The organism is Enterococcus sp. LJL128 (assembly GCF_056924295.1).
Window position 1 is genome coordinate 1 of sequence record NZ_JBXPBP010000013.1, and the last position, 15,215, is coordinate 15,215.

18 protein-coding genes are annotated in these 15,215 nt (G+C 37.6%); 13 read left to right on the plus strand and 5 right to left on the minus strand.

Going from position 1 to position 15,215, the window contains the following annotated elements; genetic code table 11:
* Positions 1-693: 693 nt before the first annotated feature.
* The gene (locus tag AC1Z3K_RS13945) at positions 694-912 is read left to right on the plus strand and encodes a hypothetical protein (protein WP_426081972.1); all 219 of its coding nucleotides are present in this window, start codon (positions 694-696) and stop codon (positions 910-912) included.
* 55 nt (positions 913-967) lie between these two features.
* On the opposite strand, the gene AC1Z3K_RS13950 is transcribed toward AC1Z3K_RS13945, so the two are convergent.
* Entirely contained in the window at positions 968-1,528 is a 561-nt protein-coding gene (locus AC1Z3K_RS13950; protein WP_426081971.1) for a hypothetical protein, read from the minus strand.
* Positions 1,529-1,708: 180 nt separating this feature from the next.
* Between AC1Z3K_RS13950 and AC1Z3K_RS13955 the strand changes: the two genes are divergently transcribed.
* The 3 genes from AC1Z3K_RS13955 to AC1Z3K_RS13965 all read left to right on the plus strand — a co-directional run bounded on the left by AC1Z3K_RS13955 (position 1,709) and on the right by AC1Z3K_RS13965 (position 3,454).
* Complete coding sequence (locus AC1Z3K_RS13955) at positions 1,709-1,957, plus strand: hypothetical protein (protein WP_461733022.1); 249 nt, start codon at positions 1,709-1,711, stop codon at positions 1,955-1,957.
* 15 nt (positions 1,958-1,972) lie between these two features.
* Entirely contained in the window at positions 1,973-2,719 is a 747-nt protein-coding gene (locus AC1Z3K_RS13960; RefSeq protein ID WP_461733023.1) for an alpha/beta fold hydrolase, read from the plus strand.
* Positions 2,720-2,803: 84 nt separating this feature from the next.
* Entirely contained in the window at positions 2,804-3,454 is a 651-nt protein-coding gene (locus AC1Z3K_RS13965; RefSeq protein ID WP_461733024.1) for a GNAT family N-acetyltransferase, read from the plus strand.
* A 151-nt stretch (positions 3,455-3,605) separates the two neighbouring features.
* On the opposite strand, the gene AC1Z3K_RS13970 is transcribed toward AC1Z3K_RS13965, so the two are convergent.
* Positions 3,606-4,187, minus strand: coding sequence for a TetR/AcrR family transcriptional regulator (locus tag AC1Z3K_RS13970; protein ID WP_426081966.1), 582 nt, complete (start codon positions 4,185-4,187; stop codon positions 3,606-3,608).
* A 247-nt stretch (positions 4,188-4,434) separates the two neighbouring features.
* On the opposite strand from AC1Z3K_RS13970, the gene AC1Z3K_RS13975 reads away from it, so the two are divergent.
* The 9 genes from AC1Z3K_RS13975 (at position 4,435) to AC1Z3K_RS14015 (ending at position 13,398) form a co-directional block, all read left to right on the plus strand.
* Positions 4,435-5,343 carry an ABC transporter ATP-binding protein gene (locus AC1Z3K_RS13975; RefSeq protein ID WP_461733025.1) on the plus strand — a complete coding sequence of 303 codons (909 nt, stop codon included), beginning with the start codon at positions 4,435-4,437 and terminating at the stop codon, positions 5,341-5,343.
* A gap of 1 nt (position 5,344) precedes the next feature.
* Positions 5,345-6,946, plus strand: a complete 1,602-nt coding sequence (locus AC1Z3K_RS13980) for an ABC transporter permease (RefSeq protein ID WP_461733026.1) — start codon at positions 5,345-5,347, stop codon at positions 6,944-6,946.
* A 381-nt stretch (positions 6,947-7,327) separates the two neighbouring features.
* Complete coding sequence (locus tag AC1Z3K_RS13985) at positions 7,328-8,194, plus strand: VOC family protein (RefSeq protein ID WP_461733027.1); 867 nt, start codon at positions 7,328-7,330, stop codon at positions 8,192-8,194.
* 193 nt (positions 8,195-8,387) lie between these two features.
* Complete coding sequence (locus AC1Z3K_RS13990; protein ID WP_461733028.1) at positions 8,388-9,548, plus strand: DUF3114 domain-containing protein; 1,161 nt, start codon at positions 8,388-8,390, stop codon at positions 9,546-9,548.
* Positions 9,549-9,599: 51 nt separating this feature from the next.
* A complete protein-coding gene (locus tag AC1Z3K_RS13995; protein WP_461733029.1) occupies positions 9,600-10,046 on the plus strand; it encodes a hypothetical protein in 447 nt (148 codons plus the stop codon).
* A gap of 247 nt (positions 10,047-10,293) precedes the next feature.
* Positions 10,294-10,743, plus strand: a complete 450-nt coding sequence (locus AC1Z3K_RS14000; protein ID WP_426081960.1) for a DUF2975 domain-containing protein — start codon at positions 10,294-10,296, stop codon at positions 10,741-10,743.
* Positions 10,743-10,952 (plus strand): helix-turn-helix domain-containing protein, encoded by a 210-nt coding sequence (locus AC1Z3K_RS14005; RefSeq protein WP_426081959.1) that lies wholly within the window; start codon positions 10,743-10,745, stop codon positions 10,950-10,952. Before AC1Z3K_RS14000 ends, AC1Z3K_RS14005 begins: the two co-directional genes overlap by 1 nt.
* A 3-nt stretch (positions 10,953-10,955) precedes the next feature.
* Positions 10,956-12,425 (plus strand): DUF4153 domain-containing protein, encoded by a 1,470-nt coding sequence (locus AC1Z3K_RS14010; RefSeq protein WP_461733030.1) that lies wholly within the window; start codon positions 10,956-10,958, stop codon positions 12,423-12,425.
* Positions 12,426-12,591: 166 nt separating this feature from the next.
* Positions 12,592-13,398: a hypothetical protein gene (locus AC1Z3K_RS14015; protein ID WP_426081957.1), complete on the plus strand. Its 807-nt coding sequence runs from the start codon at positions 12,592-12,594 to the stop codon at positions 13,396-13,398.
* Positions 13,399-13,550: 152 nt separating this feature from the next.
* Here AC1Z3K_RS14015 and AC1Z3K_RS14020 read toward each other — a convergent pair whose 3' ends face one another.
* From AC1Z3K_RS14020 to AC1Z3K_RS14030, 3 genes are read right to left on the minus strand one after another with little or no spacing between them, the layout of a single operon-like run.
* Positions 13,551-13,916 (minus strand): DUF1304 domain-containing protein, encoded by a 366-nt coding sequence (locus AC1Z3K_RS14020; RefSeq protein WP_461733031.1) that lies wholly within the window; start codon positions 13,914-13,916, stop codon positions 13,551-13,553.
* 12 nt (positions 13,917-13,928) lie between these two features.
* Positions 13,929-14,564, minus strand: a complete 636-nt coding sequence (locus AC1Z3K_RS14025; protein ID WP_461733032.1) for a nitroreductase family protein — start codon at positions 14,562-14,564, stop codon at positions 13,929-13,931.
* A 6-nt stretch (positions 14,565-14,570) separates the two neighbouring features.
* The gene (locus AC1Z3K_RS14030) at positions 14,571-15,023 is read right to left on the minus strand and encodes a MarR family winged helix-turn-helix transcriptional regulator (protein WP_426081954.1); all 453 of its coding nucleotides are present in this window, start codon (positions 15,021-15,023) and stop codon (positions 14,571-14,573) included.
* Positions 15,024-15,215: the final 192 nt, after the last annotated feature.

Here is a 15,215-nt window from a genome sequence, read left to right on the forward strand (position 1 = left end):
TTAACCCCTGTCAGCTCTAGTATCTCTTTTGTTGTCTTTCCTTCAATTTTCAATTCAATTACTTTCTCTTTGACTTCAAGAGAATACGCCATTTTTTTCTTCATCAAAAGCACCTCCGCTAAATTTATTATATAAAATAAATTCAACGGAGGTGCCTCTTTTTTATATTCTCATTCTTGGGGGTCAGTGCCTTTCTGTCGCAACCTCATGTTTTTTTAGTATGAATAATATGAGATGAGTTTCTTAATCGTTTCTCTAGAAAAAATCAAAGCAATATCATAAAATCTATTTTGAGTGACTATCTGCACCTATCAAAATTATAAAGTATGCGAATCGTTTTTGAAAGAACGGGCCGCGTATGAAAGAACAATTATATACTTTTATTCTGTTGGTATTAAAAAATTCAGTCTGTTTTTATCTGAGAGAAATCCGCAAATAAATATTAAGCACAAAATAATGGATTTTCAAAAATGAGCGTTTGTGAGAGGATGATTCTTAGTGCATTTTGACCATTTAGGATAACTCTTGGTGAATATTCTCAGAAACAGACGTTTTTTAAGAAAATAAAAGGTTCTCTCAAAACTGAGATAGCCAAAAAAGTTTATTGAAGAGAACGGGGTTAATTTGAATTAATAGTAGAGTATAGAAGTGTGATTGTCAACGCTGCTAGTAAACTAATCCGGGGGAATTTGAATGGATGTATCCGATTTCGACATTGAGTTAACAAGCGGGATTAAAAATTATGATATTGCTATTTATGATATTGCTATTAAAGAAGAGATTTATAAACAACCAGTTATTTTTCATGAAGTCCTTGGTTTGCACGTGATTTACGACTTCAAATATGATGGCTGTTGGGTTGTTGTTCAAAAAATAGATGTAGAAAACAATTTTTCTAAAAGCGAACGGTAAAAATTCCTGAAGCTGAAAATAGTTAGGCTTCTCAGAAGGTAGATATTGATAAATACTATTTATTTTTGAAATAGTTGAATATTTTTGTTATAGCTGTAGTAATCGCCAAAACAATGAGCGGAGAAATAATTTCGCTTCTAATAAAAGTAAAATCCATTTTCTGTATGATTGGAAGAGCAAAAAAAATAAAATAAATTGAAGGCGATACAATCATACTAACTAGGCTCAAAAAAATTAGGTCTTCATCAGGAAGAGTATTATGTTCAAAAGTTATTCGGACAAAAAAAGCAGAGATGAGTCCAATAGCTAGTACAATAATGTAACAAAGCAATAACGACTCAGGCATAAATTTAAAGAAAAACAGAGAAATTAGTATATTACATTGGAATGCTAAAGTAAGATCCTTAAATGACTTTGTATGGATTCTGAAAACAGGAGAAATAATAAGTGAATTAGAAGCAATAAAAGTCATTATTGCTGTAAGTGTAGAAAGCATATTCCAGAGAACTAAGGGTTGCTTGTCAGCGAATATATCACTAGTTAGTATAGTAAGATAGATTGTTGAAAATGCTAACATGTCTAAAACTACGTTCATAATCTTTTCTAACTTTCTCATAATGTTCTCCTTAGTGTAGTATTTACTACAATATAACAAAGTTTAAACATTAGTGGAATACTTTTTGTCTATAATTATTTGTTTAGCGTTAATAAATATAATTAAGAAAGAATTTGAAAAGAAGAGTGAATCACAAAATCGTTAGAATTCACAAAAAGGATAAATTGGAGGAATAAAATTTTGGAAGATAGAATACGAGAGTTAGAAATTCAAGTGATGGGTTTGTCATTTATGAATGAGATGTTGATGGGTAAAATAGGTGTTACAACAAAAGATATTCAGGATTTTGCAATAAAATGTTTAGACAATTTAGATAGTAATGAAAAAAATACCGATTTATATTACTCACTTATGGGATATGCTTATCAGGAGAAGGCGGTTGAAATGTTGAAAAAAGATTTTGAGAAATCTTCAACCAAAAAAGATTGAAAGAGAGGTTAAAAAATGGATTTTGTCGTAAGTGGTCAATATTCTTCCCCTAAAGTATTATTAATCCATGCCATGTTAAACGATTCAACTTGTTTCGATGATTTAGCAGAAAAATTAAAAGAGAAATACTGTGTCATTAGACCTACGCTAGATGGTCATGATGGAAATACTGAATTTTCTAGTCTTAACGATCAAGTTAACAAAATAGTACAATACTTAACTAAGTATAATTGTTGTGAATTAGAGTTCATAATGGGTTCGTCTTTAGGTGCACTTGTTGCATTAGGTGTTTCAAGAGATTCAACGATTAAAGTAAAACAAACCATTTTAGACGGTATTCCTTTTTTTAAATTTGGAAAAGTGATTAAATCCATAGCTAAAGTCATTTTCCTCCAGATATGGAAGAAAAGTAGAAAACAACCAGATTATATGACAAAAAAATTTGAAGCTTCTTTCCCCGGGAGAGGTGAGAGGATGGTGAAAATCACCAGTACCATGACAAAATCAACTATAGAAAGATTAGTAGAAGCCTGCTATAGCAATGATTTATTTGTTCTGAATAAGACTAGTCAAAAAAATTTTCATTTTCTGTTTGGAAGTAAAGAACCCGCACGATTTAGTATCCGTAGAATTAAAAAAACTGGAAATGTAGATATTCAGATTTTTAATGGTTATGGACACTGCGAGTATATAAATAAATATCCAAATGAGTATATAGAAAAGATTTTTTCTATTTTAAAGCAATTTCCCACGCAAGAATAACTAAGAATTTTTTGTATCACTCATACTAAAAAAATACCCGTTTATAATAAATAAAGAATGAAAGATTTGGGAGGTAGACCAAGGATGGCTGTTACTATCAGACTTGAAGAAGAAAAAGATTATAGAATTGTGGAAGAAATAACCCGGGAAGCATTTTGGAATTTATATGTTCCAGGAGCTTTTGAACATTATATCGCGCATAACATTCGCAAACATGCTGACTTTATTCCAGAATTGTCCTTTGTCATTGAATTAGATGATAAAATTATCGGCAGTATTTTATATACTCAGGCGAAGGTTGTGGCCGAAGATGGGACGGAATATCCAGTCATCTCATTTGGTCCGGTTAGTATTTTACCGGAATATCATAGACAAGGGTTTGGACGTATGCTGATTGAGCATTCCATTAACGAGGCGAAAAAACAGGGCTTTAATGCCATTATCCTTGGCGGCTATCCGTATCATTATCAGCCATATGGATTTATCGGCAGTAAAAAATACAATATATCAATGCCTGACGGTAAATTTTATACAGGAATTATGGCTCTTCCTTTATATGAAGGAGCATTAGCAGGAATTAGCGGCAGCATTCACTTTTCAGAGTCGATGTATCCGGATGAAGCAAAGATGGAGGCTTTCGACAAAACATTTCCGCCTAAAGAGAAAAAGGTTCAAGCGAGTCATCAGGAATTTGAAAAAGCAGCGACAGAGATAGACAATAATTTATATGATTGAGTAGTTAAATCAAAAAGCTTTAGAATCTCTCATGTGTGGGAAATTCTAAAGCTTTTATTATGTTGACTGATTGTAATTAAACAATCAAAATAAATGAGGATGAACGCATAAGGCATAGTTAATTCTTATGGCTCAAAAATCAGTTGTGGCATTATCGTTTCCCATAAATCCCATATAAAAACATATCCATGATTTCATCTGTATATGGCAGGATTTTGTTATAAATGCCTTGGTCCTGCATCGAGGTAGTTAATAACTGCATGTACAGCATTAGCGCTGGAACAGATAAATCTTTACTAATCATCCCTTCCCTTTTACCCTGTTCAAATAAAAGCAGATACAAATCAGTTCCTTTTTTCAAAAAATCCTTCATGGCAGGATTATTCGGTTTGCTGTATTCGGCCATCAGGGCTTCATAAAATTCAGGATGTATTTCTTTAGAAACCTGATTCTTGGTAAAAATCAAAAAATGCATCTTTTCTTCAAAGCCTTTATCAGAATGGACCATATGAAAAAAATCTTCATACATAGTATTTAAGTAAAGAAAGCAGGTTTGTGTTATTAGATTTTCTTTTGAATTAAAATAGTTAAAAATTGTAACCGGTGAAACCCCTGCTTGTTTTGATATTATCTGCACGGATGTATTTTTGAGCCCCTCAGATAGAAATAGGTGGAGAGCTGTTTTTAGAATGCTTTCTTCTTTTTGCTTTCTTCTTTTTTCAAAACCGTTCATCTAATCTGTCAGCTCCTTTACTATTGATATAATCTGTTTCAAGACCACATGAAGCTTTAGTGTTTGCTGTAGATTCCAGATAAGTCTTAATTTTAATATAGAATATTATTTGAATTATTTCAACGATTAAAATACATAATTTGTTGCTAAAAAAAGTGAATCGGCGTATATTATGAATTATCAATAGGATTATAATTCATAATTAAATGGTTAGTGTTAGTGATGAAAAAGTACAGGAGGGGTAAATATGACTAATGTTATTGAAATGACCAATGTAACCAAGCGGTTTGGACATTTTGAGGCGCTAAAATCTATTAGTTTAACGGTGAAGCAGGGAGAAGTGTTTGGTTTTATTGGTCCAAATGGCGCAGGAAAATCTACAACGATTAAAACCTTGTTGGAAATTATTAAAGCGAATTCTGGTGAATCCAGTGTGTTCTCAAAGGATTCCTGGAAAAATACTGTTGAAATTCATAAGAATCTCGCCTATGTACCAGGAGATGTAAACTTGTGGCCGAATCTGACAGGCGGCGAGGTTATTGACTTATTTATGTCTCTACAGGGGCGGCCAAATCCGCAGAAACGGGAAGAACTAATCAGAAAATTTGATTTGGACCCAACAAAAAAATGCCGTACTTACTCAAAAGGAAACCGGCAAAAGGTGGCTTTAATTGCAGCATTTTCTAGTGATGCAGACTTATTTATCCTTGATGAACCCACCTCTGGCTTAGACCCGCTGATGGAAAGGATTTTTCAGGAATGTGTAGAGGAAGTTAAGGCACAGGGGAAAACAGTGTTGCTTTCCAGCCATATTCTCTCCGAGGTAGAACGGTTGTGCGATCGTATTACGATAATTCGGGAGGGAAAAATTATAGAAACAGGTTCTTTAAATGAGATGAGGCATCTAACAAGAACTTTGTTGAAGATAGAAACTAAAACGGCTGTACCAGAGCTGTCGAAACAGCCTGGTGTTCATGAGGTTACCGGAACAGAAACAGCATTCAGTTTTCAAATCGATTCTGAGCGGTTAGGTGAAATGATTGCATATTTGGTTCCCTTTTCAGTTGTTAAACTAGAAAGTACGCCCCCAACGCTGGAAGATTTGTTTATGAGACATTATGAGGATAAAGACGGCAAGCTGGAAGGGGATCGTTAAGATGAGCATCTACTTTTCAGGCTGGCTGAGATTACTGCGGCTGAACCTGCGCAGAGACCGCTGGCAGATTGGCTGCTGGCTGTTGGGATTGGCTGGTTTATCAATCACTGTAGCGGCAGCCTTTCCAGAGCTGTTTTCCACTCAAGAGGAACGGCAGGTAATGGCTGAGACAGTGAAAAATCCGGCCATGATTGCGATGATTGGCCCAAGTGAAAGCTTAGATAATTATACTCTCGGTGCTATGTTTGGTCATGAGATGACCTTGCTGATGGCTATTGCAGCGGCAATTATGATGATTCTGTTAACTGCAAGGCACACAAGAGGTGAAGAAGAGGATGGCCGGCTGGAAATGATTCGGGTTCTTCCTGTTGGACGTTTGGCAACCTTGATAGCTGTTTTTGCAGAAATGGTCATTATTTCTTTTTTTATTGCAGGAACTAATGGTATTGGTGTAGGACTGCTGGGCATTGAGACAATGCCGATGAGTGCTTCTATTTTATATGGCGCTGCGTTGGCCGGTGCGGGTTTGGTGTTCTCTGCTGTAACAGCGGTATTTGCTCAGTTGGCAGAAACCAATCGGGGAACAGTTGGTTTTTCCTTAGGTATTTTAGGTGCCGCTTATCTCTATCGGGGGTTTACAGATTTGAGCAATAAACAGCTGTCCTGGCTGTCGCCTTTGGCTTGGGTTTATAAGACTGAGGTTTACGTGAACAATAACTGGCTTCCGATCGTCTTAAGTATCGTCTTTGCACTCTTGGTATTTGGGTTAGCTGCTTATCTTAACAGTATTCGAGATTTAGAAGCAGGCTTTATTCCTCAAAGAGCTGGTCGAAAACATGCTGGCAGATTTTTGAAAAGCAGGATAGGCTTCAGTCTAAGCTTGATGAAAACCACACTAATCAGCTGGGGTGTTGCTCTTTTGATTGCTGGGGCAAGTTATGGTTCATTTTTCGGTGATTTAGATAGCTTCTTCCAATCAAATGAAATGCTGGTTATGCTGCTGCCGAAGAACAGCAGCTACTCGTTAACTGAACAGTTTATGACGGTATTAATGGTCATTCTTGCTATTTTGAGTTCTATTCCTGTATTAAGTGTGGGGTTGAAGATTTATTCAGAGGAAAAGAAAGGTCGTTTAGAGCAGCTATTTTCAAAAGCAATAACTAGGTATCAGCTGTTTGGCGGGTATTTAATCATAGCTGTCGTTGCTTCAGTAATCATGATGGGAGCAGCAATCACAGGTTTGTATATAGCCTCCAGTAGTGTAATGACGACACCAATTGCTTTAAATGTGATGCTTCAATCCGGTTTTGCTTATCTGCCTGCTATCTGGTTTGTTCTTGGAATGGGTGTGTGTTTAATCGGTTTTCTGCCAAAATGGAGCAGCTTGATTTGGGCATATCTGGTCTTTTCATTTTTTGTTGATTATCTTGGCAATATGCTGAATATTCCTGAGTGGGTTAACCGTATCTCTGTATTTAGCTATATTCCAAGAATACCAGTTGATTCTATGGATTGGTTCCCTTTGCTGATAATTTGTGGGGCAGCAGCAGTGTTGACAGCTGTTGGTCTTGTTGGCTATCGTCAGCGGGATATTAAAGGATAATAAAAAGAAGACTGGGTAACGGAACAGGTGTGCCGCAATCATCCTTTAGCTGGCGAGCTGTAGCTGGATTTTTTCGGTGAAACAGATGATTATGTTGAGAATAGAGAAGATGGTACACTTGGCATGAAAATAGATTCAGACGATAAGAAGTGTGTGGGGAGTCCGATTATGTTTGTCTGCACTTCGGGAAGAATGGTTGTCTGCAAATGGCTAGCTAATCTTTAACGAAGGTAGGAATCCTTGTACCCAAATCATCTTTCGATTAGGGGAAGGTGAAAGATTTTCAGTGAATCCATATGATTTTTCCCTGCACAAGCTTTGACTGGAGTATGCAGCAAGAGATGTCTAACACAATCAAAAGAAAAGAAGGAGTGATTCATGATGACCCATAAATTTGGCAGCTGCTTATGGCTGAAAGAAAAACCTCAGGAAACAGCGGACTTTTATTTATCGGTTTTTGAAGATGCCCGTCAGACAAATATCAGCTATTTTGTAGATGATCTTCACGGAAGCAAAGGAGATATTTTGACAATTACTTTAGAGCTAGGTGGTCATGAATTCATTTTACTAAATGGCGGACCTGATTTTACTCCCACACCAGCAGTCTCATATGTTGTGACGGTAGCAACAGAGGCTGGACTTCGTAAGCTGTGGGCGCAGTTAAGTGCTGAAGGAGACGTTTTAATGGAGCTGTCAGAGCTTCCCGGAATTGGACTTTTTGGCTGGACCAATGACCGGTATGGTTTTTCATGGCAATTAAAACTAGCGAAAGGCAAACAGACCATCACGCCAGCACTTTTGTTTGCTAATGAACTGTATGGAAGAGCGGATGAAGCAATGACCTATTGGTTCGATGCTTTTGGTCAGGGGGAAGTTTTATCCAGAGTGCCGGATAGTAATGGCAATATTCAGATAGCGGAATTTCAACTATATGATCAGCATTTTTATAGTATGGATAGTGAAGTTTCCCATAACTTTGGCTTTTCAATGGCGAATTCCTTCTTTGTTTATTGTGAAAATCAGGAGGAAATTGATCGATTGTGGCAGCGTATTGCTCTAGATGGTGCTGAGTATCCCTGTGGCTGGATGCAGGATAAATTTGGTGTTGCTTGGCAAACAGTAACAGAAGATATGAATCAGCTTTTTGATGCTGCTGATTTTGAAAAAGCCTATCAGACAACGATGGCTATGTATGAAATGAAAAAAATTGATATTGAATTATTAAGAAAAATCCACCGGGAAGCGTAACGCACGACGGAGGAAAGAGGAAATCCGAGGGTGTTGTTGACTTCGGATTTTTTTCTTTACACCAGTTCCTAGAAACGGACTACCTGAAATGATATAATTTTTAAAGTAGTGTGCGGCTAAATAAGGCTTGAAAAAAGCCTACAGGAGCCTGTTGTAGAATAAATATAGATGCTATTGAAGCTGTGGAGAGAAGGTGGCGGTTATCGATTTAGATACAATGTGTCGGCAGGTTGAAGAACGATATCAGCTGTACAAGCCGATAAAAATGACTGAAGCAGCCTACGCCAGCTATCTTTTCAGATTAGTTGAACTAGAAAGAAAAATAATCGAGCAGGATGGTTGGGACGAGCCGGCATTGCGGGCCTGTATTTTCTGGTTGAAGAAAAAGGTCGAAGAAGTACCCGAAGAAGCCGAAGCACTTATTCAACAGCTGGAGCTGGAAGCTAGGCAAATAGGGACAGTTGGTTATTCCCGGCTATTTTACGGAAGTCAAAAGGGCAATCGGGAAAAAGTTCGGCTGCTGCTGCGACAGCTAGGCAGTAGGATGGATGAGCATAATCAGCTGCAGCTGTATGGAACCCATAGGATTTCATTGAGTATAGCGCCCCACAGTCAATTTTTAGAGGAGCTGGCTGCGTGTGTCAAGAGAGGGTATCCCTCCGGGCTGCTTGTAGATGCAGATGAAGGAACTAGTAAAAGGGAAATTCAGATGGTTCATCAGCTTCGACATTATATTGACCGGCAGAATTTATTTTATATTCGAGCGAATTATACAGGAGAAACGGATTATGATAAGCTGCTGAGCTATGCACGATTAGAGAGACAAAAACTTATCTACAGAGATACGGCCCGTTTTCATAATCGAATGAGTCGAAGTCAAGTGGCAGCTGTTTCAAAAAAGTATAAGAAAAAACAAGTAGCGAAGCAGGCTAATGCTAAAGTGAAAACTGCTAATGGGTTATCTGAATTTATTATTCATGTTGAAACAGGTGAATTTATTTCTCAATGGAACCAGCTTCGAACCCAAGATGGCTTGCCTGTATTTATTGAACAGGCTGGCGCGGTAACAGGAATTAGGCATCAGTTGATTGATAGCTCGGTGAGCAGCTATGACTTGAAAGGCCGCTCTGGAAAAGAGATTGCGGATACAGAGTCCTTCAACTATGATTCCGGTTTTCTTGATTGGCTGCCTTGGCGACGCAGACATGAGCGCTATGACATGAAGCCGGGCGGACAGGAAAAGCTGGACAGCGATATACGAAAAAGAGCTAAAAAGGAATGGCCCTTTCCCAAAAGATACCGAGAAATCTACTGGAGCGAAAAAAGTATTTTCCGGCAGATAAAAAAAAGTTAGAACTAGTGTTTATTGGAATAGAATGTTTGAAAGTTATATGGAGGGACAAGAATGGAAAGAAAAATGTTGATTGAGCTGTTGTCAGAGACATTGTTGTGGGAGACTGTGTCGCTGCATGCAGAGGAGTTGGAGCGTGTGAAGCCGCTGTTGAAAACTCTTGAGTATGTCGATCAGAAAAAAGCGGCGGCAGTCAATCGCTCTGAGGTTTTCCATACAGATAGTTTTGAGGTGAAGTCATGGGGCGTAGAAGGAACGAAGCTAATTATGGATTTTGAGATGCCGTTTGTTTTGTCTCTTTGGCAGGAGGAAGAGTGCTTGTTTCGGTTGAGTGCTTCTGCAGCAGGAAGCTGCATGATTCCAGATGTGGGGAGTTGGGACTGGTCTAAGCTGGACTGGGAAAGCTTGGATAAGCTAGAGATGCTAAAGCATGCTCACTTAGTCGATATAACAGGCATGAGATATACGAATGTTGAGTGTGATGATATCAGTTTGTTCTAAAAATATAAATCCCGTAAAAGATTTAGGTATTGCTGCCATTTTCAAAATCTTTTGCGGGATTTGTATATGTTTCGGACTTTAATAAATTTTAAGAATTATTCTTGTTAGTACGAAACCGCAGTTTGACAGGGTTTTATCTTTTTTTGTAATTGAAAAACAATAGATTTTTATCGATTATCGATAAAAATCTATTGACCAACAGTAAAATGTCACTTATGATAAATGTACCTGAGGGAGGGAATAATGCATGCATTGGACTGATAAGCAATCAATCCGGCTATCTGCGTGGTGTATCTATATTTTGGGGCTTTTGATTCTTTTGGCTATGGTTTTCATATCTGTATTTATTGATATTGTTATTCCGGACTATGCCATCTCAAGAGATAACCGAATGTTTTTCATACTCACGTTGGAGATATGTCTGGCAACAGGTTTAGCTATCCTGTTTTTGCTGTACCAACTGATTCAAAACATTGATAACAATCAAACCTTTACTGAAAAAAATATTAAGCTGTTGAGAGGAATTAGCTGGCTGTGCTTTTTAGAAGCCTTGTTCCTGCTGGTTTCAGGAAGCTATTACTATCCTTGGTTTTTTGTAGCCGGGCTAGCTGCTTTTGTTGGCGTTATTGTAAGAATAATTAAAAATGTGTTCTGCCAGGCACTTTTAATTAAGGAAGAGAACGATTTTACAATATAATGCCGATAATTGTAAATATTGATGTAATGATGGCAAAACGAAAGATGAGTGCCGGTGAACTGGCAGAGAAAATTAATTTAACACCAGCTAATCTTTCGATTTTGAAAAATAATAAGGCTAAAGCAATACGTTTTAGCACGCTGGAAGCCTTATGTCGGGCACTGGATTGTCAGCCGGCAGATATCTTGGAGTATCGAGAGGATGAATGATTTATGGAAATGGGTCATGGAAATGAGTTGGAGGAGAAGCCAAAGCCGACCCTTCAGTTTGAAACGAAGGACATTATCTTTAGTGTAGTAAGTATTTTGATTGCTTTCTTCGCATTGGAAATGATTGTACAGAATCGAGGAGGCGTCTGGGTAACGTTGTTGACGGGCATTTTTTGTCTCGCTGTATTTATTTATGGTAAATCACAAAAGCTGACGATGAAATGGTATCATTTCGGCTTTATGGCATTTAATCTATTGTTGGGGATCTCATTTTCACTGTTTGAAAATAAGCTGCTGCTGGGAACAAATGGGCTATTTCTCTTTATGAGCTGTATGTATTGGGTGTTAGTATTATCTGGTTCCAGAAGGACAGGGCGTTTGGATGATCAGCTGATATTTGACTATCTTGATGGCTTTTTATTGCGGCCTCTGAAAGATTTTTCTGCTAGCTTCTCCATCTATCAGTCGATAGGGAAAGGCAATAAGAATTTGAAGTATATGCTGGCTGGAATTGCTGTCTCGCTGCCGGTAGTATTAGTTGTTGTTTCCTTACTGGCAGGTGCAGATACGATGTTTGATCATTTTATCTACCAGTTGGTAGGGAGTATTTCAGAAAATGTTATGGAAAATTTAATTACCTTTATTTTCGCAGTTCCAATTGGCTTTTATCTGTTTCTCTGTATTTATAGAAACATGAAAAAGAGTCAAGTTCGTCATTTTGCACTGCCGCTGCTTAAAGGACCTGATGTTCTGTTCTGGACGATACTAACAATCTTTATTTCAATTTATCTGCTCTTTTTCGGAACTGCAATTTACGGATATCTTAGCTTCAGTAAAGGTTCATTTGCTGGTCAAAGCTTATCTGATTATGCTAGAGAAGGCTTCTTCCAGCTACTGGCAGTTGCATTGATTAATGTTCTTATATTTGGTGTGATTAATATGTTCAGCAGCAACTCAAAAGGAATCAAAGTTGGGCTAACACTAATTGGTGTTGAAACACTTGGACTGGTTGTACTGGGATTGGCGAAAATGAAGCTGTATATTGATTCTTTCGGATTGACTGTTTTACGCTTTAATACTTCGTGGTTTATGCTGCTGCTGTTTGTTTGTGTCTGCGTTTTTATCGCAGCGTTATGGCAGCAGTTTAACTACCTGCGTCTAATTGTCCTTTTATTAGGCAGCTGTATGTTGTTTTTCAGCTTTCGCAACAGCGGTAAAGAGATTATTAACTACAACTACGAGCACTATCAGCAAGGGAATTTATCAGAGTTAGATGTCAGTGTTTTTTATACACTAGGAGTTGCCGCTGTTCCTGATGCGGTAAAAATCTATGAAGAGACTGATGATGTGTATTTAAAGGAAGAATTGGAAAATTACTTTTGGATGATGAAGGCGTATGTTGAGGCCACACCAGGAAAGATTAATCTCCAACGCTCACAAGCAATGACCTTAATTGAAAAAACATTGAGTTAACTATCAGGCGAAGCTGTTGAACAATCCTGTAAATTCTGTTAAAGATTCTAGTGAAGCTTTTACAGAGTTTATGTTGGGAAATGTTCAGCAGCTTTTTTGTAAAAAGCATATTTATAGAAGCCGGCTGACGGAGTAAGATATAATAAAGAAAAAAGGAGGCAGGGTTATGGAAATTAAAGCGGAAGTGATTATTTCAGAAAAAAAGGTGTGTATTCAACTGCCGGAAGCTCTGGGAAAAATAGTCATTAGTGAAAAGGTTAAAAAGAAATTAGTCATAGACGAACCTGCAGTTTATGTTTTATTAAAGGATAAAGCGGTCGTTTCAATCGGTCTTGCTGAAACAGCAGTGCAGGCTTTAACTGATTACAATCAAAGTATTTTGTTCATCCCTCCTGTCTGGGATGTGGAGCCTGATTATCTAAAACAGTTTTTACTTACGGTGGCGATAGAGAACGGCGTTTACTCAGGAGAAGAGCTGGAAACCATCAAAATTCCTGTGAATCATGAAAAGGCATTAAGAAGCTATGTGGAACAAATTTCACTGGTATTAGAAAAATTTGGTGTTTCTTTAAATAAGAAAGTCGAACCTGAAAAAGTAAAGGCGAAGCCTGCGAAAGCACGTCACCGCTGGACTAAGGAAGTCAGCCAGATAGAGTTCACAGTAGCATTTCGGGAAAGTAAAGGAACGGTTTTCTGGCAGAAAAGAAATGAGATGCTGTTAAAGGCCGGAGCGATATTGAAGAAAGAACCTGAACTAAACAAAGATGGTTCTTTAGGTTATAGTGGGAAATATGGAGAAAAGCTTCGAGCGGACTATCAGGATAAAATTAAAAACTTTAAAACAACCGAAGACATTGTTTTAAAAAGTGTGAATGAATTAGGTCTGTTTTTATATTTCGGCGGAACCAATGGCTGGTTGGAACTAAAGGATGCTGACGGGAAAACGATGAATGAATGGACCGTGGTTGAATAATGAAAGATGAGATTGTGACAAAAAGGATGTGCCTTAAAAAATTGTATTTTTCATGTACAATTTTTTAAGGTACATCCTTTTGTTTTAACCTTTTTTCGACAATAAATACGTAGAGAAGCGCCGGCAAAGAGTCGCCCCGCCTCCTCGACAGCCTATTTAAGAAGCAAGATACTAAGCAACGCCAGAATTGCTGGTCCGCCTTGTTTGATAATAATTGATTTTGAACTGGTTAATCCGCCGTAAATAGCAACTGTAATGATGATGATTAGAAAAACAGCAGCCATTTCAAGAGGATTGCTGGAGAAAAATATGCTATAGAGCAATCCAAGTGCCAGCATGCCATTGTAAACACCTTGATTTTTCAATAAGGTATTGATGGTTGTATCTCTTAGCTGTTCAGTTTTTACATTAAAAGTTTGCGCTGTTTTTGCTGAAGTTGTAGCAAGTGTTTCCAGATAGAAAATATATAAATGTTCCACTGCCACAAGTCCAACTAAAAGCATTGAAATCAGAGACATGGCTTTTCCTCCCTATTTCCAGTCGGTAAATTTCTCAGGTGATAATCTGATTGATTCATAGCCTTCTTCAGCAGCCTTACCAATAGAAAGAATCATAACCGGTACGTAGCGTTCAGAATCCAAATCAAAAGCAGCAGCTAGCTGATCTGCTTCAAAGCCGCCAATCGGATTTGTATCATAGCCATGTGCTCTGGCCACCAGCATTAACTGCATTGCTAATAAGCTGCTGTCGATTTTTACAACGTCATTCATTTTTTCTTTAGAAAAGCTTTCATAATAAGGTAAAATTGCAGCAAGCTGCTGATCACGAACCTCAGCCGGCATTTTTCCTAAATCAACAGCAGTATCATAAATTTCTTTTCCATAGCTATAGCATTCTAAATCACCAAAAATTAAAATCATTGCTGAAGAAGTATCATTTTGATTTGTATTAAAACGGATTAAGGGCTTTAGCTTATCTTTGCCTTCCTGTGATTCAACAACCACAAAGCGCCAAGGCTGCATATTAACTGAAGAGGGAGCAGTAGCAGCTTCTGCCAGCATTTCCATCATTTCCTCTTTCGGTATTTTGACCGCTGGATCATAGGCCCGAATAGAACGGCGGTTTTTTAGTAAATCTGAAAAATCATTGTTTTTAAAAGTTGTCATTTCTTTTTATCCTTTCTTTTTTGAAATCATTTCTTCAACAGCTTCTGCCTGACGGTTAAAATCAGTAAGAAACTGGATAAATGAACACATTTGCTCTGGCGAATAGTCACGGAATAAGGAATCAATCAGCTCAGACTTATTTCCTGCGCACCCATGAAGCACGCTTTTTCCTTCGCTAGTTAAATACACTAAGACTTCCCGATTATTTTCAGGATTTCGTTCTCTGGATATATAGTTCTTTTCCTCCAGAATTTTCAGATGCCTAGCAACAGCAGCTTGATCAATCCCTAGCTTTTCCTGCAGTATTCGTTGAGAAACAGCTTCTTTTTTTGCCAGCTGCAGCAGTAGTTCATATCTCGTTAAGCTAATGTTCATCTGAGATTCAAACAGATGAGTGATGTGCAAATCCGCCTGCTTCAGAAGAAAAAAGATTTCACTGTAGGCTGCGTTTTCCATCATTTTCTCCTCCTTTTTAACGAATGACTAGTCAACAGTTGATGAGTCATATTATAGTCCAACTTACTTTTAAGTCAAACATTTAGGCTTGCGTACTCTTTGATTTTATTGATTAAAGATGAAATAATGGTTGTTAGTAAACGCTCTCATGAAAAGTAGAATAGTTAAATATAATAGAATAAGAAGTTTTCAGAA

Excerpts from the sequence above, each read along its gene's own strand:
- AC1Z3K_RS13965 (WP_461733024.1), top strand. The coding sequence starts at position 2,804 with ATGGCTGTTACTATCAGACTTGAAGAAGAAAAAGATTATAGAATTGTG.
- AC1Z3K_RS13980 (WP_461733026.1), top strand. The coding sequence starts at position 5,345 with ATGAGCATCTACTTTTCAGGCTGGCTGAGATTACTGCGGCTGAACCTG.
- AC1Z3K_RS13995 (WP_461733029.1), top strand. The coding sequence starts at position 9,600 with ATGGAAAGAAAAATGTTGATTGAGCTGTTGTCAGAGACATTGTTGTGG.
- AC1Z3K_RS13985 (WP_461733027.1), top strand. The coding sequence starts at position 7,328 with ATGACCCATAAATTTGGCAGCTGCTTATGGCTGAAAGAAAAACCTCAG.
- AC1Z3K_RS14030 (WP_426081954.1), bottom strand. The coding sequence starts at position 15,023 with ATGATGGAAAACGCAGCCTACAGTGAAATCTTTTTTCTTCTGAAGCAG.
- AC1Z3K_RS13970 (WP_426081966.1), bottom strand. The coding sequence starts at position 4,187 with ATGAACGGTTTTGAAAAAAGAAGAAAGCAAAAAGAAGAAAGCATTCTA.
- AC1Z3K_RS14010 (WP_461733030.1), top strand. The coding sequence starts at position 10,956 with ATGGAAATGGGTCATGGAAATGAGTTGGAGGAGAAGCCAAAGCCGACC.
- AC1Z3K_RS14020 (WP_461733031.1), bottom strand. The coding sequence starts at position 13,916 with ATGTCTCTGATTTCAATGCTTTTAGTTGGACTTGTGGCAGTGGAACAT.
- AC1Z3K_RS13960 (WP_461733023.1), top strand. The coding sequence starts at position 1,973 with ATGGATTTTGTCGTAAGTGGTCAATATTCTTCCCCTAAAGTATTATTA.
- AC1Z3K_RS14015 (WP_426081957.1), top strand. The coding sequence starts at position 12,592 with ATGGAAATTAAAGCGGAAGTGATTATTTCAGAAAAAAAGGTGTGTATT.
- AC1Z3K_RS13945 (WP_426081972.1), top strand. The coding sequence starts at position 694 with ATGGATGTATCCGATTTCGACATTGAGTTAACAAGCGGGATTAAAAAT.
- AC1Z3K_RS14000 (WP_426081960.1), top strand. The coding sequence starts at position 10,294 with ATGCATTGGACTGATAAGCAATCAATCCGGCTATCTGCGTGGTGTATC.
- AC1Z3K_RS14025 (WP_461733032.1), bottom strand. The coding sequence starts at position 14,564 with ATGACAACTTTTAAAAACAATGATTTTTCAGATTTACTAAAAAACCGC.
- AC1Z3K_RS13950 (WP_426081971.1), bottom strand. The coding sequence starts at position 1,528 with ATGAGAAAGTTAGAAAAGATTATGAACGTAGTTTTAGACATGTTAGCA.
- AC1Z3K_RS14005 (WP_426081959.1), top strand. The coding sequence starts at position 10,743 with ATGCCGATAATTGTAAATATTGATGTAATGATGGCAAAACGAAAGATG.
- AC1Z3K_RS13975 (WP_461733025.1), top strand. The coding sequence starts at position 4,435 with ATGACTAATGTTATTGAAATGACCAATGTAACCAAGCGGTTTGGACAT.